Genomic DNA, 19,458 nt, shown 5'->3' with positions numbered 1-19,458 from the left:
GTGTAAATGGTTGATTCTCAGCGGTTTACTTCATGTGTGAAAATTAACAAATAGATATAATTGTAATGTATTGATAATTAATGAATTGTAAGATTGGCGGTGTGAAGTTTTGACCTGTAAAAATAAGGTCGGAGTCATTCATTGAATGTAATTTTGCATACATAATAATTCACAATGAAATACGAATGAAATCATACGTTTTAAAATTTCTTTTGCTTTGTGTGGCTATCTTATTACCTTGCCACATTTATGCTTTGTCCGGTGATGGCGCGGATGGTGGGAGGGTTGTTCGGGGAACAGCCGATGAAATGGTTCTGCCACGCTTTATCCTGAAGTATGCGCCGGTCGATGGTGGCTATCGGTTCACGGCGGAGTGCATTGATGCGGAAGCGCTGGAGGATTTTATGGGTTCGGGCCGTTCGTTGGACTATCTCTGGGGTGTGAAGCGTCAGGGGGGAAACATCGAGTGGCGGAAGTCTGAGTCTCCCGGTCTATTTGTCGCTGACGAATCTCCGGCTTCACGGATATGGGTCTATTTCAAGACTGTCGACGATGAGGGCACGGAAAGCCCCGTCCAGACCCTTGCAACGGATGAAAGGGTGGTCTACAATTCGCTCCATAATTCCATAATTGTAACGGACAGTGATAAATTGTATATTTATAGGGCACAGAACGAAATGGTTGATGGGTTGATTGTGGGTTGATGGCTGAACGCTTTTGAAGTCAACGAGTTACGGCGATATTGGATGTGCGGGCAAAATAAAACGAAGCGTGCGAAAGTTTACGTGGGCTTACGTTTGGTTTACGTTTGAGGGGCTGGATTGAGTCCGACGCTTTACACCGGGCTTACATGGAGTTCGCATAGCGTTTACACGGCATTGTATAGTCAACCATCAGCGACAAATGGAGGATACAACAGTCGGCTTCGCGCCGATTTTTTTGTGTGTTGTCTCGATTTTTATTTTGCTTATTTATTCTATATAGCGATTATTTGGTATATTTGCGGTGTAAAATCAAAGGAATATGGCAAAGGTTATACATGTACATCTGACGCGGCCAGTGGCGCGAACGAAGCAAAGAGACTGGTATTTTGGCTCGATTTCGGCTGTTTACTCCGTTTTTACCCCGGAAGAAGTTGGTGCGACCAAGGGATATCTGCTTCATGCCGGCTTGTCGGGCAACGGCACGGTCATCACTAAATGCGCTATAATCAAGCAATCTACGCTTATAAGGTGCGCTCGTGGAGCAGATGGTAGTAATGGTGATTAATCGGCGTTAGAACGCAAATATAACGGCTTTCGAGGGGCGTTGTCGGCTTTGGTTTGATGATGCCCCTTTACTATGCTCAAAAATGGGCGAAAATGTTTTTTTTGACTTAGGGGTTACGGTTGGGGTTACAGTTTGGGGTTACAATTAGGGGTTACATTCTCCGAAGTTTGGGGTTACAAATTTGGGATTTTGAAAGGCGAGAAGCTGGGGGGGTGGAAAAATACCATAAAAACGGAATAAGACCGAAAAAACGGCTGATAAGTGTGAGGCAAATGACCCTGTTTTTTGCCGTTGTATTACCCAATAGCCCGCAAATCAACGCCTTTCGGTTAAATACGTGCCTTTTAGAGGAGGGGTATGGCAGGGAGGGGTACCGTTGGGTGGCTACCGAGAGGTCAATTTGGACAGACGCCGAGATGCTCCCACTCCACTATAAGTCGAGGGTTGATTCTGAAAGTTCCCTTGGGGCAGTATTTGAGGATTCCGCGGAAACGTTTTTTTCACGTTCAAGTTGCGCGATGCGCTCCTTGAGTTTTCCTATCTCTTCAGCCTGTTGTATTATTTTAGCGTCTTTTCGCTGTAGGAAAGGGTCGAATTGCTCAAAGAAATCCTTAATCGTAGCATCACTTGTTAGAACTTTCGGAGGTTCTTCCGGTTGCGTATTCGACTGTAAAGGAAAACCGGCTCCAGTTAATAGCCATAGCGCATTAATATCGTATGTTGTTACGATATTGGACAAGAAATCAGCTTTTGGTTGCACACCTCTTACATAACTTCTCACATTTGCCTCATTTACACCTAATTTATCGGCAAAAATTGTATTCTTACCGTCAGCAAAATAATCTACTAACCACTTGATTCTTTCGTGGATTGTTGCGATTCTTTCGGGGAAATGATGCTCCATATCGAAAATAATTACGAATAAATTTGATATTATCGTATGTTCTTACTAACTTTGCGGCGTGTTCCAGATGGAACGAGTGGCCAAAGATACAAAAAATTGGCGATTTTAACAAATTTAAGAATATGAGCAACAACGAATACATCGAAAACAAAAAGCGCCAGATGCGCAGAGTAATCTCAATAGCCACAACGCTTCATTATGCCGTGGAGGACTTGATGAGCATGATGATTGCCGAAGATAAGGAAGAGGATTTCAACCTTATTGACCCAGATGATGAAGCATTGTACCTTGAACTTGGATTTAAGGCTGACGAGATAGATGCATTTGCGAATATGGTGTCAGACGCATACAAATCAATAAAAAAGTAAGAGAACTATGTATGAGATGACGCACTGGCGAGTGACAATCAAGGAGTGGAACACGCCGCACGAGATAGAGAGCGACAACATCAGCCACATGACCCTGGAACAAATAATCGACTTCTACGGACTCCGAGAACCGGATGTGGAATACTACCGGATTGAGGAGGTAACGGATAAAGAGGGTTAGACCCAAGAGAGGGCGATCCTGCGGTAAACACCGCGAAAGCCGAAAGGCACAACATTTGAACCCTCGGCGTTGCCAAATGCGCCGAGGAATTCGGGAGGTCAGTTCAGCAGGATGGAACGTTGCAGAGGTGCACCGAAGCAAAGAGGCGGGTTCGACTCCCGTATCTCCCACTAAACAAAAGAAAACGATGAAGCAACAATCAGAACTAAGAACCGAACAGGCGGTAACGCTTCTACTACAGACGCTGACGCACAACATCAACGACACCGGGATTATACTCGATGAGTTTGAAGTGACCCATGATGACGCCGAGTTGTGCTACTCCAAGCCTTACAATGCGCTTGTGGCCGGTCACTTCGCAATGAAAGAAGCCATCGAAAGAATCAACAACCAATTAAACAAGTGAGACTATGGACAAAATACGTAGCCAAGAAAAATTAGCCGAGTATTACAACGGCCTTAGCAAATCCAAACCGGTCATGAGGGTTTCCATATATCCGACTCACCCTCTACAAGGCAGTCACGTAATTCAAGCGTTAGAAGCCGCAGGATTGCTTGATAAAGCCGATGTAGAAATATACCCCTCTCTCGGCCAATTGATATCCCCACTGAGACCGATAATGACCAGGCGTCACGTCCATCAACTTGGACGAGTAGAGGACGGCAGAGGATATTGTCGCCTCTGCGGTCAAAGCTGCCCTTTAGATCAGACAGGCAAGATAGATGAGGTTCAACTCTTGCAAGAAACGCTTCTTGAGACTCATCTATAAGAGAAGTGATTGATATTTTTAGAATGTGAAGTGGTACCATAGTAGTTCAAATTGGAATGAGCTACAAAGATACTAATAAATAACAAGATAAGAGAGACATGAAAACAAAAACGAGAGTAAAGACCCGGTTGATTGCGGCAGACTCGGTGCTTCGCGGCAAGCTGATGAAGATCTTCAACGTCGGCGACCGGGCTGTGCGCAATGCCCTCGACTGGACCAGCGACAGCAAACTCGCCAAAAAGATACGCTATACCGCCCTTAAGAATGGCGGCGTGCTGTTGGAACCATCGAAAGATGACGGCGTATTTTATGATGCTGACGGCACGATGCGGTGCTACGAGGTGAACGGTGCTGTGTGTGAGTTTCACCGCACGGACGGAAGCTGTCACATTTTTTTCAAGGGAGAAGAAGTGGCGAACTACGCAAGACCTATATCGTTAGAGAGAATTTTTGAGATACGCGCTGAGGCGGCTGCCTTAAAATAAGAAGGGCGAGAGTTATGTTGGAATACTACAAAGGGAAAAAGTGCATCTCCAGGAATGACCTTATAGGGCACGGCATCATGACCGAGGCGAACTATAAGCAGATGTCCTGGCGGGGAGACTTTACCGTGGCCCGTACTGGTGGCGGCAAAGGCAACTATGCCCTTGTGGTAGTTGACACGCTCCCCGACAAATACCGCGACCAGGTCGCTCTTATATTCCCCGACAGCGAGGCTGTAATGGTTGCCGGGTGGGTGCGCGAGAACTATCAGCGCGACCAGGCTGCAGTGGTATTCTTCAATGACCGCACCCAGACCGGACTTGATCTAAAGCCGGAAAAGAAAGAGGAGCTGATTGTCAACGCCTCGGTGCTCAATACCTGTATCAGGCTCTATGAAAGGGCAAAGACAGTGCAACGGCTGATGGGCTATGACTACCACTGGGAGAAGATGGCTGACGCGATCAAGAGCCTGCAACAACAGTACGGCCACACGCTGCCGACCTCGCCTCACCGCTTCCGCAAGAAAGTGGCCGAATACCGCAAAAACGGGTATGCCTCGCTGCTCAGCGGCAAATTCGGCAATCAGTGTGCCCGGCGCATGAGTTCGCTTGAGGAGCGCGTGGTGGTGAGCATAGCCTGTCTTGAGAACCAGCCCTACAACACGACCGTCCGGGAAATGTACGAGATGTTTGTGTACGGCGAGCTGGAGGTCTGGGACTACGAGACCGGTGAGGTGCTGGATCCGTCGCGCTTTGCCCGAAAAGGAGAGGCGCCATGGATACCAAGCGAGGCCACGATTGCCAATTACCTAAACAAACAGAAAAACAAGATAATCATAGAATCACGCCACCGCAGCCGTATGACTTTCCTGCACGAACAGATGCCTCACATGCACCGCCACAACGGTAACTTCTCTCTGTCGCAGATAACGATGGACGACGTGGATCTAAGCCGTAAACTCAAGGATACCAAGCAGCGCGTACACGCTTACTACGCATACGATGTGGTCAGCCAGTGTGTCCTCGGTGCTGCCTACGGCCGCAAAAAAGATCAGGGGCTTGTCGTTGGCTGCTTCCGCGACATGTTCAGGCTAATAGCCGGACAAGGATGGGGCATTCCTGCCGGCATAGAGGTCGAGAACCACCTTATGAGCGAGTACCGCGAAGGCTTCCTCAAAGCCGGTGAGGTGTTCAGGAGCGTTCATTTCTGTGCCGCTCAAAACTCCCAGGAAAAATATGCCGAACCGCTCAACGGTGCGAAAAAACGCAGCGTGATACATAAGAACCACGCCAACATAGGCCGCTTCTACGGCAAGGGCAAATGGCGTACCGAGGGCAAGAAGGTCAGCGATGAATTCAACGACACCTACGAGGACCAGGAATACTTCTCATGGGAGCAGCTCGTAGCCGAGGACAGGGCCGACAACCAGGAATGGAACAACGCGCTGCACCCTGATCAGAAACGCTTTCCCGGCATGACCCGATGGCAGGTTCTTGTCGCCAACATCAACCCGACCCTACGGCCCTTCGATAAACTCACCTTGAGCAAATATATCGGGGAACGGGTAGAGACAAGCATCAGACGCAACTCCACCGTGAGAGTCGCCTACACCGACTGGTGGCTCAGCAGTCCGGCCGTGCTTGAAAGGCTTGAGCCAAACAACCTCAAAGTGACCGCCTACTATATCCCAGGCGAGGACGGAACAGCGACGGAGGTATACATCTTCCAAGGCGAGAATTATATCGATACCCTGCAGTACATACCCACCTACAACCGCGTGTATGCCGAGCAGACTGAAGAAGAAGATGCAGCCTTTGCCGCTCAACAGAAAAAAGTGGCCGAATTCCGCAAATATGTGGCCGACAACGCGCCCATCAGAGTAGGGACAGCCAAACGGTCAACTAAACCGACAATCGCAGCAGAGGCCGCCGAAATAGCCCCTGTGCCGATTGAGGAAATTGAATCACCCCTGGCATTCTCAAATATAGATTACTCCAAAGCCGGGGAAAACGCATTATAACGACATTATAATACCGTAAGAATATGGTTACAACGGACATCAAAAACAAAATCACAGCGGCAATCACCGAGGCGCGCCGGAACTTTCCGAGTGACGCCAAGCACGCTGCCTCACTGGGCATCACGACCTCGGTTTACAGCGCTGTCAAAAACGGTCAGACCGAGCGAGTGCTCAGCGACTCCAATTGGATAAGCATCGCCCGGAAGTTAGGTGTGAGCCTCCGCGGAGAGATAGAATGGAAGGCAGCCAAGACTCCCACCTACCAGTATATCACCGCTCAGCTTGAACTCTGCCAGCAGTCGAGTCTCAGCGGCATCCTCTGCGATCTCCCGAATATCGGAAAGACCTTCACTGCCCGGTGCTACGTTCAGAGCCACCGCAACGCCGTCTATATCGATTGTTCGCAGGTGAAGACAAAACTGAAACTCGTCCGTAAGATCGCCGCCGAGTTTGGTGTTGATGCCAAAGGCAAGTACTCCGATGTTTACGATGATCTGGTGTTCTATCTCCGCAGCATTGAGAACCCACTGATTATCCTTGATGAAGCCGGCGATCTACAGTATGAGGCATTCCTTGAGTTGAAAGCATTGTGGAACGCCACCGAGCGTTGCTGTGCCTGGTACATGATGGGGGCCGACGGACTCAAGGAGAAGATCAACCGCTCCATCGAGTGCAAGAAGGTAGGCTATACCGAAATGTTGAGCCGCTACGGTGACCGGTACTCAAAGGTCACTCCCGATGAGGCCGGCGACCGCCGGGCATTCCTGAATGAACAGGCGCGAATTGTCGCTACTGTCAATGCCCCTGAGGGAACTGACATCGCACAGATGGTACGCAAGACCGGCGGTGGTCTGCGTCGAGTATATACCGAAATTGAAAAACTGAAAAGACAGTAAGATTATGCCTAAAAGAGCGTTCAGCCCCCGTGAAATCCTCGCCAAGACCTACGACACACTACCGTGGGGTGGCGAGTGGGCCCGTGCCTTCGGACAGCCCGAGGTGAACGCCACATGGCTTATCCACGGACCCAGCGCCGCCGGCAAGAGCAGTTTCGTGATGCGACTCGCCAAGGAGTTGTGCAAGTATGGCACTACGCTCTACATGAGCTATGAGGAAGGCGTGAGCCAGTCGTTTCAGAAGAGACTGGCCGAATTCCGCATGAAGGACGTGCAAGGCCACTTTCGCATCGCCACTACCGACACTATCGAGGAACTTGCCGAGAGACTCACACGCAAGAAAAGTCCGAAGTTCGTAATCATCGACAGTTTTCAGAAAGCCGGATGGGGATATGATGAGACTGTAGCCCTGATAGAGCGGTTTCGCCGGAAATGCTTCATCTTCATCAGCCAGGAAGATAAAGGACAGCCTATGGGCAAACCGGCCAAGCGTCTCAAGTACTACGCCGGAGTGAAAGTCAGAGTGGCCGGATACAAGGCATATTGCCAGGGCCGATTTATTCCCGAGGCCGGAGTCTATTATCCGGTGTGGGAAGAAGGAATATTAAAAACAACAAACAATCCAGTGTGACATGATCCAGAGAAAAGAAATATTGATCCTGGAGCCCAGCGGCAGAATCCACAAGGAGGCTTTCTGCACCCGCCCGATGGTATGCCCTTATTGCAACGGGCGCGGGTGGTTCCATACCAACCAACAGGAGCCGGAAACGGAGCCTTGCCCTGATTGTCGGGGAACAGGCGAAGTAATCGCACTGGTGACAGTAGATTGGCAACCCAATAAAGAATAATACAAAATGAGTGAGACAAAGAAAACGAAATGCTGCATCTGCGGCAAAGAAATTACTGGCTACGGCAATGACCCGTACCTGGTCAAAGAGGAAGGCCTCTGTTGCGACTTGTGTAATTGGACGGTGGTACTCAAAGAACGTAAACGATTAAGTGACTAAAATAGACAGGACAATGGATAAAAAGAAAAACAAATTGGTGACAGCGACTGGGGTAATACGGATTACAACCACAGTTCGTGAAGGGAATACCAAAAGCGTCTACACAACTCGGTTTGGCATAGCAGCGACTTTCTATCCTGAAGACCTTAAAGAGGCCGTAGCTGAATTGAAAAGCATCTGCTATAAGGATATTGCTCCAAACCACCCCAATGCCGACCGTATAACAAGCAGAGGAACCATCCACTACAACGAATGCGAATATATCTTGAACAATGGCACAACAGGTAACTAACTTCGGGCGGTTCTATACCGCCATCCGTGCGATGAGCATCATAGGTGACCGTGACGAGGTCAAGCGTCAGCTTGTATGGCAATACACCAATGGACGCACCGACAGTCTGAAAGAGATGACTCGCCAGGAGTATGATCGGTGCTGCGATGATCTCGAGCGTAAGAATGGCTACCGTGATCTCCTCCGCAAAGAACGCAGCGCCACACTCAAGCTGATGCAGAAGGCCGGTATCGATACCACCGATTGGAACAGGGTGAACGCTTTCTGCAGCGACCCTCGCATAGCCGGAAAGGAATTCGCCCGGCTATCTATCGATGACCTCGCCCAGCTCCGGCGTAAAATACGGGCCATTGACAGCAAAGGCGGTTTCACCATCAAGGCAGAACGCGAGGCTGCCAGGAAGCCGGAACAGCCCAAACAACAAGTAATCATAATGCCTTACACCACCAGGCAAGCATAATATCAACCCCAATAAACAACCCATTATGGAACAAGTACAGATGACCGCTGAAGAGCGGCAGCGTTACGAGGCTTGGAAAGCCGAGGACGAAAAGAAACAGGCTGCAGCCGAGCGCAAGCGTCAGCGCGAGGAATATGCAACAATGGTCGATGACGAAATCAACACTGCCATTCCTCAGCTCCGAGAACTGAGCGAGTCTATCAAGACTGTCAAGGATACCGTATTCGGTAACTTCGACGCTATCCTCAAGATGAAAGCCGAGATACTCGGACTCACAAAGGATGACCAGCGCAGCCACACGTTCACCAACAGCGACAGCTCACTCCGCATCACCCTCGGGGTGAACTGTATCGATGGCTACCGCGACACCGTGGAAGATGGTATCGCAATGGTGAAGGCCTACATCGAGAGCCTGGCAACCGATGACAAGAGCAAGGTTCTGGTGTCGGCAGTGCTCCGCTTGCTGAGCCGAGACGGCCAGGGTAACCTGAAGGCAAGCCGAGTGCTCCAGTTGCGCAAGATGGCCGAGGAGAGCGGTGACGAACGTTTCATCGAGGGCGTGCGCATCATAGAGGAAAGCTATCAGCCCACTGTCACCAAGCGTTATATCCGCGCCGAATACAAAGACAGCAAGGGTGCATGGCGATACATTCCCCTCGACATGACCGCAGTTGACCAGTTAACTCCAGAGCCATGAAACGCGAGATTACACGACCGCCAAAAGTGGCGCTCTGCCGGGTCTGCAAAGGCACCGGCAGGGTTGCCGGGGATGATCCCGGCGAAAGCCATACCTGCCTACAATGTGAAGGGAGCGGCAGAGTAACCGTGAGCTGCGAGATGACCCTCGATATACGCCCATATAAACCAAGAACCACGAAACTATGAGATAGCAATGGCAAAAGGACGCGGCATTTCCTACCAGATGCGTGTCGCCGACATCAACCGGATATATGACCTTCATGCCAAAAGCGGACTGAGCAACCGCGAGATATGGCGGAGGTTTATATATCCGGTATACGGCATCAGCGAGCGCAGCTTCTACAACATAATGAACGCCACGGCAGGGCCTGACAACCCAGTCGTGGCGTCGGACATGCCAAGCCTTTTTGATTTGCTATATGATGAAAACCAAAAAAACGATCCGAAATGAGCGACATCAACGCACAGATCAGGGCAGTGTTCCGGAATATACTCAACGACATCAGAGTGGAACTTGGCGGAGAGTTTGACGAGAACTTCGAGCGACAGGCATTCTTCTCCCGGGCATGGGAGCGCAGGAAAAGCCCGACACGCCCGGGCGGTCACATACTTGTTGACAGCGGACGGCTCCGGCAAAGCATAACCAGTCGCTCCACCGACAACAGCATAACATTCTACACCAACGAGCCATACGCAGCCATACATAACGAGGGTGGCGAGATTGTGGTGACCCAACGCATGAAGCGCTTCTTCTGGTATAAATACTATTCAGCCACCGGCTCTTTCGGACGGAAGAAGAAGAATGGCGACTTGCGAAACGATAAGCGCAACCGGCGACTGGGTGACGAGGCTGACTTCTGGAAAGCCATGGCGCTAATGAAAGTCGGCTCGACAATCAAGATTCCCAAACGTCAGTTCCTCGGCCGGTCGCCGGAGGTGGAGGCTGCAGTCAGGGAGATCATTGAGGAAAACCTGACAGAGTATATCAACAATATAGACTTTAACGCAAAATGAAAACAATCACATTGAATATACCCACCTCATGGAGAGAATGGCGGCAATATCTTATGGATAAAGCATCCAAACGGCAGAGGCATAATGTGAATGTCCTTTGGAATTTTGTCCTGGAACTTGAAAAGGAGGTGAACAATGACTACTGGGCAAATGACATATCCGCACACATGAAAAAGCATGTATTTGCATCCTATTTTCACCATGCCAAGATAGTCATGTTGTATAATAAAGCACGAAAGGAGTTGAAATGACAGTAAGAGAAGAATTGTATCGCCAGATCAAAGCTCACCTTGATCTTATCGGCATAAACGGTGCGGACGAGTTGTTTATCTTCGACAGCGAGGCAGATGCCGAAGTTTTCAACCAGGCAATAAAACACTTTGACCTGTGGAATCACAATGTGGAGTTTCTTGAGCAAGAGACCCCATGGGAGCGCCCGGCAGTGTTTATCGAATTCCAGCCTATAAAATGGAAGGAGATCGTTACCGGCGTCGAATACCGTGCAGATGTCTTTGTCAACCTCCATGTAGTCACTGACTGGAATGAGGGCGAAGGTATCGGGGAATTCCGTCTGCTGGAGAAGATCCATGAGGTGCTTGCCGGATTAAATGGAAGCAACTTCATGGAGTTTGATATCGACACATCAAAGACCAACCACAATCACGAGGAGATTGTCGAGAATATCGAGACATACCACTGCATCGGATTCCGACATTTGAAATAGTCCATAAACGCGCTGTGCCGCGTCAAAAAGAGAGCCGTTACCATTATCGGGTAGCGGCTCTCTTGCGTGACAGAGGGCACGTGTGCGCCTCACACGGCGTTATGTTGGACAGTGGAAGAGGACGGGTCGGTGTAAAGCATTACATCGGTATATGCCGCGGCGTAATTCATGGTGGCGTTGAACTCGCGCCGGATACACTTCTCGAAAGGATTGCCGAGAGCCGGATTGCGCCCCATCCATTCGCAGAGTTCCGTGATGGATGATTTTTCCGAGGTGAAATAAATGAAATTGTGTCCTGGCAGTACAGACAGCACATCAAGGTAATCGGCGAGTCGCCAGTACATGCGGTATGTGCCGACATCGGTTGAGAGGTATGGCGGATCAACCAGGAACACCACGCCGGGGAGATCCTTGAACCGCTCGAACAGCTCGCGGTAGTCGCAGGATTCAATCTCCAGTCCCTCGAGGTAGTCGGAGAAGTCCGGGTAAGGGGCTTTGCGCACGTTGTTGTAGAGAGCCTCCTTGCGCATGCCGTCGATAGATAGTTTGTATTTCATCGAGAACAGCAGGGATGATGACAATGTGATGAAGTCGAGGTAGCCATGCTCACGTTCCTCCTGCTCAAGCAGGGCCAACACTTCCTCTCGCGCCTCCCCGGTGATGGCCTTGTGGCGGCCGAAACGCGAGGCTATGGGACGGATCCGGTCGAGCAGCGCATTGGTGCGGCGTATATTCAGGAGCCGGAACCGGTAATTGTCGAAATCATTGTATATAACCCTCGATTCTGGGTGAACATGTTTGGCTATATGTGACAGCAGACCGCTGCCACCGAAAAGATCAACGAACACAGTACCCTCAGGGTATTGACGTGCCACCTCGGCAAAGTGGCGGGCGAACATGCGTTTCTGCCCTACGAATGGGAGCGGTGCCGAGAGATACATGCGGCTCATACGTTCAGTTCAAATTTAACGCCGTCGTCGCCAGCAAGCAGAGCCCGGGTGCGGTCGATGTTGTTGGAATATATGTGGACATTTCCGAGGAAGAGCGTGATGGAGCCCAGGGGAAGTTCGATCTGCCGGGCAATCAGATAGAGATGGTAGATGTCGGCAGGCAAGCCGAGGTTGGCATCGGAGCTGCGCTGGTAGGCTGTCAGCACCAGTTCCCCATTGTCGATCTGAAACTGGATGAGCGAGAGGCATGGCTGCTGATTGGACTCGGCTCCTGTCGCGCCCAGGAACAGGACGTAATTCTTTGATGAGCGTTTCTCCCGGTTTATGCGCTCGATGAGCGGCGGCAGTTTCTCAAAGTAGGTGGGATAGGAGTTTACCAGTACCGGGCCACAGTAGTCCCACCAGTTTATGCCCGCCTCGCGGTACTTCTCCGTTTGTCTCTCGCCGCTCATGAAGAGCGACAGCTCACAGCGGAGCTTCTTGCGGGCGATGCCGTGGCTCTCGAAAATGTCGAGCAGGTCGGAAGGAGTGAGGGATAGCTGCTCGTTTATAAGATAGATTATGTCGCCCTTTCGGTTCGACTGGTGTCTGCCCTCGTCAAGCACCTTTGAGAGTATTTGATGATACTTGTTCATAACGATGCCGTGTTAGTGTACGGCAAAGTTATTGAGTTAAGGCACGGGCTAATGTTAACGGCCGGCTTATTAACGTGAGTTAAGGTTGCAGTGGATTTCTGAAACGGCTGATGATGGAATAGATGGAGCGTTGAGATACCCGATATTTCAGAGCGAGGGTGGAGATTGCATAGGAGACCTTCTCGCCGTCAGCAACCATCCGGTTGAAGTCAGAGAAAAGGTCGAGATAGTCGATGTCATCGAGTCGTCCTCCGGCATTGCGAAGGCGGCCAAGGAATTCACGGTTAAGATTTAAGATGTCAAACAGTGTCATTTGAAAAATAATTTGTAATTTTGTATTGTCTCACTTACATACACACCCGCAGGTTCGCTTGCAAGGGCATTATGCCCCCGGCTAAGCGGACCTGTGGGTGCGTTGTGTTAAAGAGTAAGTGAGACGACTGTTTGACATGCCGGGGGCTTTTTTATATCCTATTCCCCGGAAAGTTCAATATTTTATTGTATTGACTGAACGATAATTGAAAATAAAGTGTTAACTTTGTGGAGAGGATTCCGTAGCTAATGACTACCGATTCCTCGTCTGCGGGGGCTGGCCATAGGTCAGCCGTCCGTTTTTTTATATAGCAGGGTTAATGATCCGTCTGTTTCCCTAAGCCATACTTCAAGAATGTCCTGCCCTTTTTCGATACGACCAATAATACTTCGGCGCATCCAACGTTCTGTCAAGTCTGGACGGTCTATAATAAGGCGATTAGCTTGTTTAAGGCCGTCATTCATCATGTTGCCAAAGGCTCGTTTTGGATTGGTGGTAACAAAACCTTCATGCTCATACCAATTCTCATTTATCTTCAAATCCGGGCATTTGCCCTCAAATTTGGTTCCTCGGAGTTCTCCGTACACACAGTCATAGTTAAACTTAGATGGGCGAGTCATCTTTGGAGTCATAACTACCTCCGCACCATCTTTTGCGAAATGTTCAGCTGCTTGCATTAGTTTTGAGAAATCACTGTCGTTGCGATCGACAAGGTGGCTTATTTCAATAGTCCCCTTGCCGTGTTTGATAACCTCGCCTCTTAATTGCTCGCACTGATGAAGCAGTTGACACGCTTGGCACACCTCATTGTCCGGAATAAACCTCGCGAGTTTGGCTTTGCCTTTGGCGATGTCGCAGTTCCGGCACTTGGATATGGTATAGGGATTGTAGTCCGGGACGGACTTGCCTTCCTTGCCGGCATTGAAGCGGAAGATGCCTTTGGAATCGCGCTGCATAGCCTCGTCGCCCAGACGCATCGCTTCATCATGATTGGTGGCGGGCCCTTTTGACTTACGGACCTGCACCACCGTACAGCGACAGTTCCAGCCGTTAGGCGGGTAGAACTCCTCCCAAAAAGAATCATCGATGGGAAGCGTCACGCGATCGAGAGCGGCGTGTTCCGGACGCACCTTGTCATCGCGCTGCGTGCGGTACTGGAGATAGTATCGGTCGCCGTCCTGCATGAACGACTCCCACCGCGCAGCCATTTCCGCAGATCCGGCGACAAAATTGTACTCGGCACGGAGATAGTTGGAGTTATAGGTCTTGTCTATCGTTTGAACATCATTCAAAAACCGTTCAAACGGCTTTCGATTTCCGTTCTCATCGAGCAGAGAAGGGAACGCCTCGTTAAGCTCATGGAATGCCTTCATGCCGGAGAAAATATAATTGGAGCGTGTGAGCCTCCGGCGCATAGCCTCCGACATCTCGACCTTTTCAAATGCCGAGTCAAGAGCCGACGCATGTGTGCCGACAAATTCCTGCACAGCCGGATCCGCCACCAGTTCGACGCGGAACTCCGCCCCATCTTCCTTGAACAGCGAGCGCATCATACCCTCAAAGAGCGATGAAAGTCTGCGGCGCATATCATAACCCGGTTTGGCAAGCGTCTCCAGTTCCGGATAGTCTGCCATGAGTGAGGCATAGCGGCGGTGCAGCCCCTCGTAGTCAGAGGGGCCTAATCGAAAAAAGAGTGCTGTCGTTTATCGTCATCCTCCGGCTTTTCCTTCTTTTCATCATCTTTGTCAGGTTCGGGCAGCGCGACAATATTTATACGGTTACCGACAGGCATACCGTATTTGTCAGCGAAATAAGAAGGATCCACTTCGTAGCGGTCGGCAATCATAGTCTCGTATGCCACCTGCTGCTGGGGTGTGTAATCTATAGCGTCATCCCATTCAAAGCGTAATCCTTTGACCGGGAACCCGTGCAATACCATAAGAGGGAGCAGCTTGTTATTAACCATATCTCGCAGTTTATCTCGATCAGACTCAACCAGGTTCTCGAATACCTTAAGGTGGGTCTGTGACTGGGAGAGCGAGGAGCCGTCCTCGATTGTCATGGTCTGTCCGATGACAAGTTTAGATATTTCAGAGTTGGCGCGGTCGATGCGCTTATCATAGACATTGAAAGCATCCCCCTTGCCGGACTCTATAAATTGTATATCCGTTTCCATGCCAACAACGGCACCCATTGCGCGACCGCCGTTGAATACCATATCCTGAAGGTTCTTATATTCCTTTGGGTCGCGGGTAGATGTCTTGGCGATACGCCAGGGCATACCGAATATCTCGGCGAAGTTATCCCAGAACACCATCGCGTGCTTCTTCGGTATGGTGTGCATGGCAGCTTTCAGCAATAAGCCGAGGTCGTCGGGTTGTCCTACCTCGATAAGCCAGTCGGCCCACGGACGCTCCCGGTAATCAATACCGTTCTGCCAGGTATAACCTACATGGGTGACTACGCGGTGGTATTCGGGAATGACGTGACGGCGAGGGATAAGCCTGACACCGCTGAAAGTCGGGCAGCCGTCTCCGTCCTTAATGACATCGCCAAGCTCTATGAGGGAATGTCCATACCAGTTCGCCTCAAGACAGTAGCGGCACAGATCCTTGAACCATGCCTGGTCGAGGAGGTGCAGCGCATTGTCATTGGCATCACCCTTCTCGTTGACAAGTTTGAATGAGCGCGACATGACAAATCCCACACGCTGCTGAATACAACCAGAGAGGTGGGAGTCAATCATAGCGTCACGGTAAATGTCAAGCAGCCGGAGGCGATTCGGGTTGCGCACATCGATAGCCGACTGCCAGGCAGAGCGCCATTTCTCGATGTCGCTCTGTGCAAGGCGCTCCGATGTACGGTACAGTTCCATTATCAGTGCAGAGCGCTTTTCCGCCACCGCCTTTCGCTGTCTGGATAATGTGCGGTTATTTCTTTTTCCCATAGTCACCAGTCATGATTTAGTTTCGGCACCGAATGAAAGGATATGCCGATGGTGGTGCCGTTGCCATCGGTATCCTCGATCAAGGGGAGATCCGGGACAATGCGTCCGGCTTGTACTCCCTCGAGCCATTTTATGGCCCTGTCGTACCGCTCCTTTCGTATCTCCGTGCCCATTTTCTGAGGCAGGGCAGCGGACAGATGGTACAATGCAATATCGGCCGTGTACATCACCACGAGCCGGTTGCGGTCATTGCCGGTCGCAGAGAAAATGGCCTCGGTGTCATATACAGGGCGCAGATAGCCCGACATCTCCTCCACAGCCTCGAATTCGGCATTGTCTACAGTGTCCGGGTCGGCCTGCGATATTACCTTGAAGGCGGCATCACCGATGACCACCTTGTAATCTTCCTTGTCGATAAACATCACCACATATTTTTAGGGCGTGGTCGCGGGACCAGCACCGGTTTGAAAGTCGATTGTCGAGTATTGCGCTGCAGATACCAGATTGCACCCTCGTCGGCATCGGGAGCGTCGTCATGCACTCGGGAACCGCGCTCGAGGGCGAGGGTCTGCTCGATGCCCACCTGCATGTCCGGCGAATCCTTCAACGCCTCGTTGTAGAACACGAAGCCCCGCTCCCATAGCGGAGAGACAGCCTCGATGCGTTGGATCTTCTCCGGCTTCTTGCGCTTGTCGGGCAGCAGCGGCAACTGGTACCCGCGCAGGTTTCCTTCGGCAGCGAATTCATCAAGAATGATGTCCTGCATAAAGTTTGCTTCCATAAAGAAAGAGATGGCTACCCGGTCGCGTGTACGCTCATATAAGTCATAGAGCCACCGCACCATGCCTGACACGGTATCCTGCCGGACATAGCAGTCTATCAGATGCAGCTCCGTCCCGATCTTGCCCCACAGGCGCGATGCCTTGTAGTCATTGGCGGAGGTGGATTTGAATGAGGGGTCGGTGTAGCATACGAGCATCTCGTATTTCTCCAATTTGGGGAGCCGCTTGAACCGGATCCAGTCGTGCCTGAAGATGGAACCGTCGTTGATGGGGTTGTGCATCATCTCCTTGTTCCATGCGCGGAAGCCGACAAAATCGGCGTACTCCTGCGCTTCTTCCTTCGTCCACTTTTCAGCCCACACCGGGTTGCCGTTGCGGTTGATAGCCTTGATTTCGGAAACATGCACCCCTTTTGTGTTGCATAGGTTGGCAAGCACCGAGCATTTGGATATCAGGTTGCCGACCATGATGAAACGGCCGCGGCCGACATCAAGCGCGCCGAAGAGCGCCTCCTTGACCCAGTCGGTCAGATCCTTCACACGCTTTTCATTCCGGCACAGTTCATCATCATCAAGGTCATCTATGACAATATAATCGGGGCGCGACTCGCGGTCACGCAGACCGCGCGGAGACTGACCGCGACCAACGGCCAGGAACTTGTTGCCGCTTTGTGTCTTGAACTCGCCCTCGGTCCAGGTGCCGGCGCTTTTCTGCTCGCCAAAATCAGAGATGATGCGCTGGTTATGTTCAAGCTCGGCCTGAATGTCGGCAAGCAGACGGTTGGCGCTGTCCTCGCTCTTGCCTACAACGACCATGAAATTAATGAGCCGTTTTGGCTGGAACATCAGCCAGAGCGGCAGGAAAATATCGAAATGTGTTGATTTGGCGTGACCGCGCGGCCACTTGAACACCGCCTTAAGATTGGGAGTGTTCTTTACCTTGAGAGCGGCGGCATTGTGGAACGGAGCATTGTGGATAACGCGCAGGGGTTCGCCCGTCACCTTGTCGCGGAGCGTCAGGTAATGGGGGAAGTAATATTCGCAGAAAGCGGCATAGTTTGATTGCAGACGGCGTATGCGCCGATCACGTTCAGATGGCGACTCCTTGGCCACCGACATAGTGATCGGGGTGAGTGATCGGACACGCTTGCAATGGTCGTTCCAGTCCGCAATCGCCTTTTTGATGTCAGCAGCGGTCGCCATGTCAGATTACCCCGCCTTTGCCGATGGACTCGATGATGAACATATCCTGGAGCTGATTGATCTGCTGTATCAATTCCAGAGTAATAGCAGGATTGGTCTGCGCCCTGTACTCCATCCATCCGGAGAAAGCCTTGAACACATCGATGGCATCGATGATGTTGGCCTTCTTATCGAGTTTTTCGATGACGGCAGAGAACTTGGCGAGTTTGTCGGCGAGTCCGGCAACAAGTGCCGGGTCTTTGCTGTTGTTGGCCTCCTCAAGCAGCTTGTCGATGGAGAGCAGTATTTTGTTGGTAAGTTCCTGTCTCGTGATATTCTTAGCGGCACGCGCCTCCTTCCAACCGTCAGCCTTGCACCATTTCGAGATGGTGACACGCGACACATCTACTTTATCAGCGATCTCGGTCATCTCCATGCCGGACATGAACAGCGACCTCGCCAATGATTTTTTCTTTTCGTTATCCTTTGTTGCCATATCTGGGTACGTGATAATGAGGTTAAATATGGTGCAAAGGTGGCTGTAAAAGCGTTGGGGTCAAAAAAAGTGTGCAACCATTGCATAGAAGTGTGCAACCATTGCACACTTTTTTGGAGCATAGGTGATTATCGGCGTAAACTTGCACCGAAAAATCATTATCGCACAGACATGGGCAAAAGAGTAAGACTGACAAACGACACCCTCAACAGCTATGGCTACCGCGTGCTGACATCGGGTGTGGACGTATCGCAATATGAGCGCAATCCCGTGCTTCTATATATGCACGAACGTGGCAATGTAATCGGCTATATGAAGGATATTCGCGTCGAGGACGGAGAGATAACCGGTGAGCCATGTTTTGATGAGGCAACCGAATTGTCCCGGCAATGCAAGAAGCAATGGGAATTCGGGTCTGTCCGCATGGTGAGCATCGGATTTGATGTGCTGGCCACAAGCACAGATGCTGAACACCTTGTCGAAGGGCAGACACGACCGACGGTTACGAAAAGCCGAATATATGAGGTGTCGGTGGTTGACATCGGCGCCAACGATGATGCCATAGTGCTGCGCAAGGACGGAATACAGATAACTCTCGGCGACGGGAGCGACTGCCCCCTTCCCCTGCTAAACAATAACCCAAATAACAACCAACCGCAAATGGAACTCAAGCAAATCGCCCTTACACTGGGCTTGCCGGAAACGGCGGACGAGGCTACAGTGAACGCCAAGCTCGCGGAGCTCAAGTCATCGAAAGATGAGGCAGAGAAGATGCGCAAGGAGAACGACGATCTCAAGCTCGCACAGATCACCGCCGCTGTCGATGCAGCCATCGAAGCCAAGAAGATCACCGCTGACCAGAAAGATCATTTTGTCAACCTCGGCAAAAAGGTCGGCATCGAGGATCTCAACACCACACTCGCCGCCATGACTCCGGCAGTCAAACTCAGCGGCACTCTTTCCACCGATCCCGCACCGGCATCAACTCCGGCCAAGAGCCCGTGGGAGGAACGCATGGCCGAGATCCGCACTAAACTCAAGAAATAGTAATCATCAAACCCATTATC

Annotated in this window: 25 protein-coding genes and 1 tRNA gene; 16 read left to right on the top strand and 10 right to left on the bottom strand. The window is 50.9% G+C overall.

What is annotated here, in order from left to right; translation table 11 throughout:
* The first annotated feature begins 308 nt into the window (after positions 1–308).
* On the top strand, positions 309–704 hold the full coding sequence (locus QZ310_RS03675) for a hypothetical protein (protein ID WP_297070486.1): 396 nt from the start codon (positions 309–311) through the stop codon (positions 702–704).
* Positions 705–1,023: 319 nt separating this feature from the next.
* On the top strand, positions 1,024–1,269 hold the full coding sequence (locus tag QZ310_RS03670; protein ID WP_297070484.1) for a hypothetical protein: 246 nt from the start codon (positions 1,024–1,026) through the stop codon (positions 1,267–1,269).
* Between the two features lie 430 nt (positions 1,270–1,699).
* Here the strand turns inward: QZ310_RS03670 and QZ310_RS03665 are convergent, their stop codons facing one another.
* Positions 1,700–2,173 (bottom strand): hypothetical protein, encoded by a 474-nt coding sequence (locus QZ310_RS03665; protein ID WP_297070482.1) that lies wholly within the window; start codon positions 2,171–2,173, stop codon positions 1,700–1,702.
* Between the two features lie 122 nt (positions 2,174–2,295).
* Between QZ310_RS03665 and QZ310_RS03660 the strand changes: the two genes are divergently transcribed.
* The 3 genes from QZ310_RS03660 to QZ310_RS03650 all read left to right on the top strand — a co-directional run bounded on the left by QZ310_RS03660 (position 2,296) and on the right by QZ310_RS03650 (position 2,892).
* On the top strand, positions 2,296–2,541 hold the full coding sequence (locus QZ310_RS03660; RefSeq protein ID WP_297070480.1) for a hypothetical protein: 246 nt from the start codon (positions 2,296–2,298) through the stop codon (positions 2,539–2,541).
* A gap of 16 nt (positions 2,542–2,557) precedes the next feature.
* Positions 2,558–2,722, top strand: coding sequence for a hypothetical protein (locus tag QZ310_RS03655; protein WP_297070478.1), 165 nt, complete (start codon positions 2,558–2,560; stop codon positions 2,720–2,722).
* Positions 2,723–2,814: 92 nt separating this feature from the next.
* Positions 2,815–2,892, top strand: a tRNA-OTHER gene (locus tag QZ310_RS03650).
* Between the two features lie 65 nt (positions 2,893–2,957).
* Here the strand turns inward: QZ310_RS03650 and QZ310_RS03645 are convergent.
* Positions 2,958–3,116, bottom strand: a complete 159-nt coding sequence (locus QZ310_RS03645) for a hypothetical protein (protein WP_297070476.1) — start codon at positions 3,114–3,116, stop codon at positions 2,958–2,960.
* A gap of 474 nt (positions 3,117–3,590) precedes the next feature.
* On the opposite strand from QZ310_RS03645, the gene QZ310_RS03640 reads away from it, so the two are divergent.
* The 10 genes from QZ310_RS03640 (at position 3,591) to QZ310_RS03595 (ending at position 11,087) form a co-directional block, all read left to right on the top strand.
* A complete protein-coding gene (locus QZ310_RS03640; RefSeq protein ID WP_297070474.1) occupies positions 3,591–3,977 on the top strand; it encodes a hypothetical protein in 387 nt (128 codons plus the stop codon).
* A gap of 125 nt (positions 3,978–4,102) precedes the next feature.
* The gene (locus QZ310_RS03635; protein ID WP_297070472.1) at positions 4,103–5,995 is read left to right on the top strand and encodes a hypothetical protein; all 1,893 of its coding nucleotides are present in this window, start codon (positions 4,103–4,105) and stop codon (positions 5,993–5,995) included.
* 23 nt (positions 5,996–6,018) lie between these two features.
* On the top strand, positions 6,019–6,891 hold the full coding sequence (locus QZ310_RS03630) for an ATP-binding protein (RefSeq protein ID WP_297070471.1): 873 nt from the start codon (positions 6,019–6,021) through the stop codon (positions 6,889–6,891).
* A 4-nt stretch (positions 6,892–6,895) separates the two neighbouring features.
* Positions 6,896–7,522 (top strand): AAA family ATPase, encoded by a 627-nt coding sequence (locus tag QZ310_RS03625; RefSeq protein WP_297070469.1) that lies wholly within the window; start codon positions 6,896–6,898, stop codon positions 7,520–7,522.
* A gap of 389 nt (positions 7,523–7,911) precedes the next feature.
* The gene (locus QZ310_RS03620) at positions 7,912–8,190 is read left to right on the top strand and encodes a hypothetical protein (RefSeq protein WP_297070467.1); all 279 of its coding nucleotides are present in this window, start codon (positions 7,912–7,914) and stop codon (positions 8,188–8,190) included.
* Positions 8,171–8,650, top strand: coding sequence for a hypothetical protein (locus QZ310_RS03615; RefSeq protein ID WP_297070465.1), 480 nt, complete (start codon positions 8,171–8,173; stop codon positions 8,648–8,650). Before QZ310_RS03620 ends, QZ310_RS03615 begins: the two co-directional genes overlap by 20 nt.
* A 25-nt stretch (positions 8,651–8,675) precedes the next feature.
* Positions 8,676–9,347 (top strand): DUF3164 family protein, encoded by a 672-nt coding sequence (locus QZ310_RS03610; RefSeq protein ID WP_297070463.1) that lies wholly within the window; start codon positions 8,676–8,678, stop codon positions 9,345–9,347.
* Positions 9,348–9,542: 195 nt separating this feature from the next.
* Positions 9,543–9,800 carry a hypothetical protein gene (locus QZ310_RS03605; RefSeq protein ID WP_297070461.1) on the top strand — a complete coding sequence of 86 codons (258 nt, stop codon included), beginning with the start codon at positions 9,543–9,545 and terminating at the stop codon, positions 9,798–9,800.
* Positions 9,797–10,363, top strand: coding sequence for a phage virion morphogenesis protein (locus tag QZ310_RS03600; protein WP_297070459.1), 567 nt, complete (start codon positions 9,797–9,799; stop codon positions 10,361–10,363). Before QZ310_RS03605 ends, QZ310_RS03600 begins: the two co-directional genes overlap by 4 nt.
* A 247-nt stretch (positions 10,364–10,610) precedes the next feature.
* Complete coding sequence (locus tag QZ310_RS03595; protein WP_297070458.1) at positions 10,611–11,087, top strand: hypothetical protein; 477 nt, start codon at positions 10,611–10,613, stop codon at positions 11,085–11,087.
* Between the two features lie 89 nt (positions 11,088–11,176).
* Here the strand turns inward: QZ310_RS03595 and QZ310_RS03590 are convergent, their stop codons facing one another.
* From QZ310_RS03590 to QZ310_RS03555, 8 genes are all read right to left on the bottom strand, one after another.
* Entirely contained in the window at positions 11,177–12,037 is an 861-nt protein-coding gene (locus QZ310_RS03590) for a DNA adenine methylase (protein ID WP_297070456.1), read from the bottom strand.
* Positions 12,034–12,672 carry a thymidylate synthase gene (locus QZ310_RS03585; protein WP_297070454.1) on the bottom strand — a complete coding sequence of 213 codons (639 nt, stop codon included), beginning with the start codon at positions 12,670–12,672 and terminating at the stop codon, positions 12,034–12,036. Before QZ310_RS03585 ends, QZ310_RS03590 begins: the two co-directional genes overlap by 4 nt.
* 79 nt (positions 12,673–12,751) lie before the next feature.
* Entirely contained in the window at positions 12,752–12,985 is a 234-nt protein-coding gene (locus tag QZ310_RS03580; RefSeq protein ID WP_297070452.1) for a hypothetical protein, read from the bottom strand.
* 287 nt (positions 12,986–13,272) lie between these two features.
* Positions 13,273–14,571, bottom strand: a complete 1,299-nt coding sequence (locus QZ310_RS03575; RefSeq protein WP_297070679.1) for a phage minor head protein — start codon at positions 14,569–14,571, stop codon at positions 13,273–13,275.
* A gap of 92 nt (positions 14,572–14,663) precedes the next feature.
* On the bottom strand, positions 14,664–15,860 hold the full coding sequence (locus QZ310_RS03570) for a DUF935 family protein (RefSeq protein ID WP_297070450.1): 1,197 nt from the start codon (positions 15,858–15,860) through the stop codon (positions 14,664–14,666).
* Positions 15,861–15,934: 74 nt separating this feature from the next.
* Positions 15,935–16,354, bottom strand: a complete 420-nt coding sequence (locus QZ310_RS03565) for a phage protein Gp36 family protein (RefSeq protein ID WP_297070447.1) — start codon at positions 16,352–16,354, stop codon at positions 15,935–15,937.
* Positions 16,354–17,916 (bottom strand): hypothetical protein, encoded by a 1,563-nt coding sequence (locus tag QZ310_RS03560; RefSeq protein WP_297070445.1) that lies wholly within the window; start codon positions 17,914–17,916, stop codon positions 16,354–16,356. The genes QZ310_RS03565 and QZ310_RS03560 overlap by 1 nt, the downstream gene beginning before the upstream one ends.
* Before the next feature lies 1 nt (position 17,917).
* Entirely contained in the window at positions 17,918–18,391 is a 474-nt protein-coding gene (locus tag QZ310_RS03555; protein WP_297070443.1) for a terminase, read from the bottom strand.
* Between the two features lie 171 nt (positions 18,392–18,562).
* Here QZ310_RS03555 and QZ310_RS03550 point away from each other — a divergent pair, with 171 nt between their 5' ends.
* Positions 18,563–19,438, top strand: a complete 876-nt coding sequence (locus tag QZ310_RS03550; RefSeq protein ID WP_297070441.1) for an HK97 family phage prohead protease — start codon at positions 18,563–18,565, stop codon at positions 19,436–19,438.
* Positions 19,439–19,458: the final 20 nt, after the last annotated feature.

This window comes from uncultured Duncaniella sp. (assembly GCF_910577345.1).
Taxonomy (GTDB): Bacteria; Bacteroidota; Bacteroidia; order Bacteroidales; family Muribaculaceae; genus Duncaniella.
Note: the sequence above shows the minus strand (reverse complement) of the source record. Positions and strands in the feature narration are given on the sequence as shown.

Coding starts and splice junctions, on each gene's coding strand:
- QZ310_RS03555 (WP_297070443.1), bottom strand. CDS start 18,391: ATGGCAACAAAGGATAACGAAAAGAAAAAATCATTGGCGAGGTCGCTG.
- QZ310_RS03655 (WP_297070478.1), top strand. CDS start 2,558: ATGACGCACTGGCGAGTGACAATCAAGGAGTGGAACACGCCGCACGAG.
- QZ310_RS03590 (WP_297070456.1), bottom strand. CDS start 12,037: ATGAGCCGCATGTATCTCTCGGCACCGCTCCCATTCGTAGGGCAGAAA.
- QZ310_RS03610 (WP_297070463.1), top strand. CDS start 8,676: ATGGAACAAGTACAGATGACCGCTGAAGAGCGGCAGCGTTACGAGGCT.
- QZ310_RS03630 (WP_297070471.1), top strand. CDS start 6,019: ATGGTTACAACGGACATCAAAAACAAAATCACAGCGGCAATCACCGAG.
- QZ310_RS03675 (WP_297070486.1), top strand. CDS start 309: ATGGTTCTGCCACGCTTTATCCTGAAGTATGCGCCGGTCGATGGTGGC.
- QZ310_RS03560 (WP_297070445.1), bottom strand. CDS start 17,916: ATGGCGACCGCTGCTGACATCAAAAAGGCGATTGCGGACTGGAACGAC.
- QZ310_RS03625 (WP_297070469.1), top strand. CDS start 6,896: ATGCCTAAAAGAGCGTTCAGCCCCCGTGAAATCCTCGCCAAGACCTAC.
- QZ310_RS03600 (WP_297070459.1), top strand. CDS start 9,797: ATGAGCGACATCAACGCACAGATCAGGGCAGTGTTCCGGAATATACTC.
- QZ310_RS03670 (WP_297070484.1), top strand. CDS start 1,024: ATGGCAAAGGTTATACATGTACATCTGACGCGGCCAGTGGCGCGAACG.
- QZ310_RS03565 (WP_297070447.1), bottom strand. CDS start 16,354: ATGTTTATCGACAAGGAAGATTACAAGGTGGTCATCGGTGATGCCGCC.
- QZ310_RS03605 (WP_297070461.1), top strand. CDS start 9,543: ATGGCAAAAGGACGCGGCATTTCCTACCAGATGCGTGTCGCCGACATC.
- QZ310_RS03665 (WP_297070482.1), bottom strand. CDS start 2,173: ATGGAGCATCATTTCCCCGAAAGAATCGCAACAATCCACGAAAGAATC.
- QZ310_RS03595 (WP_297070458.1), top strand. CDS start 10,611: ATGACAGTAAGAGAAGAATTGTATCGCCAGATCAAAGCTCACCTTGAT.
- QZ310_RS03640 (WP_297070474.1), top strand. CDS start 3,591: ATGAAAACAAAAACGAGAGTAAAGACCCGGTTGATTGCGGCAGACTCG.
- QZ310_RS03585 (WP_297070454.1), bottom strand. CDS start 12,672: ATGAACAAGTATCATCAAATACTCTCAAAGGTGCTTGACGAGGGCAGA.
- QZ310_RS03580 (WP_297070452.1), bottom strand. CDS start 12,985: ATGACACTGTTTGACATCTTAAATCTTAACCGTGAATTCCTTGGCCGC.
- QZ310_RS03615 (WP_297070465.1), top strand. CDS start 8,171: ATGGCACAACAGGTAACTAACTTCGGGCGGTTCTATACCGCCATCCGT.
- QZ310_RS03575 (WP_297070679.1), bottom strand. CDS start 14,571: ATGCGCCGCAGACTTTCATCGCTCTTTGAGGGTATGATGCGCTCGCTG.
- QZ310_RS03660 (WP_297070480.1), top strand. CDS start 2,296: ATGAGCAACAACGAATACATCGAAAACAAAAAGCGCCAGATGCGCAGA.
- QZ310_RS03550 (WP_297070441.1), top strand. CDS start 18,563: ATGGGCAAAAGAGTAAGACTGACAAACGACACCCTCAACAGCTATGGC.
- QZ310_RS03570 (WP_297070450.1), bottom strand. CDS start 15,860: ATGGAACTGTACCGTACATCGGAGCGCCTTGCACAGAGCGACATCGAG.
- QZ310_RS03620 (WP_297070467.1), top strand. CDS start 7,912: ATGGATAAAAAGAAAAACAAATTGGTGACAGCGACTGGGGTAATACGG.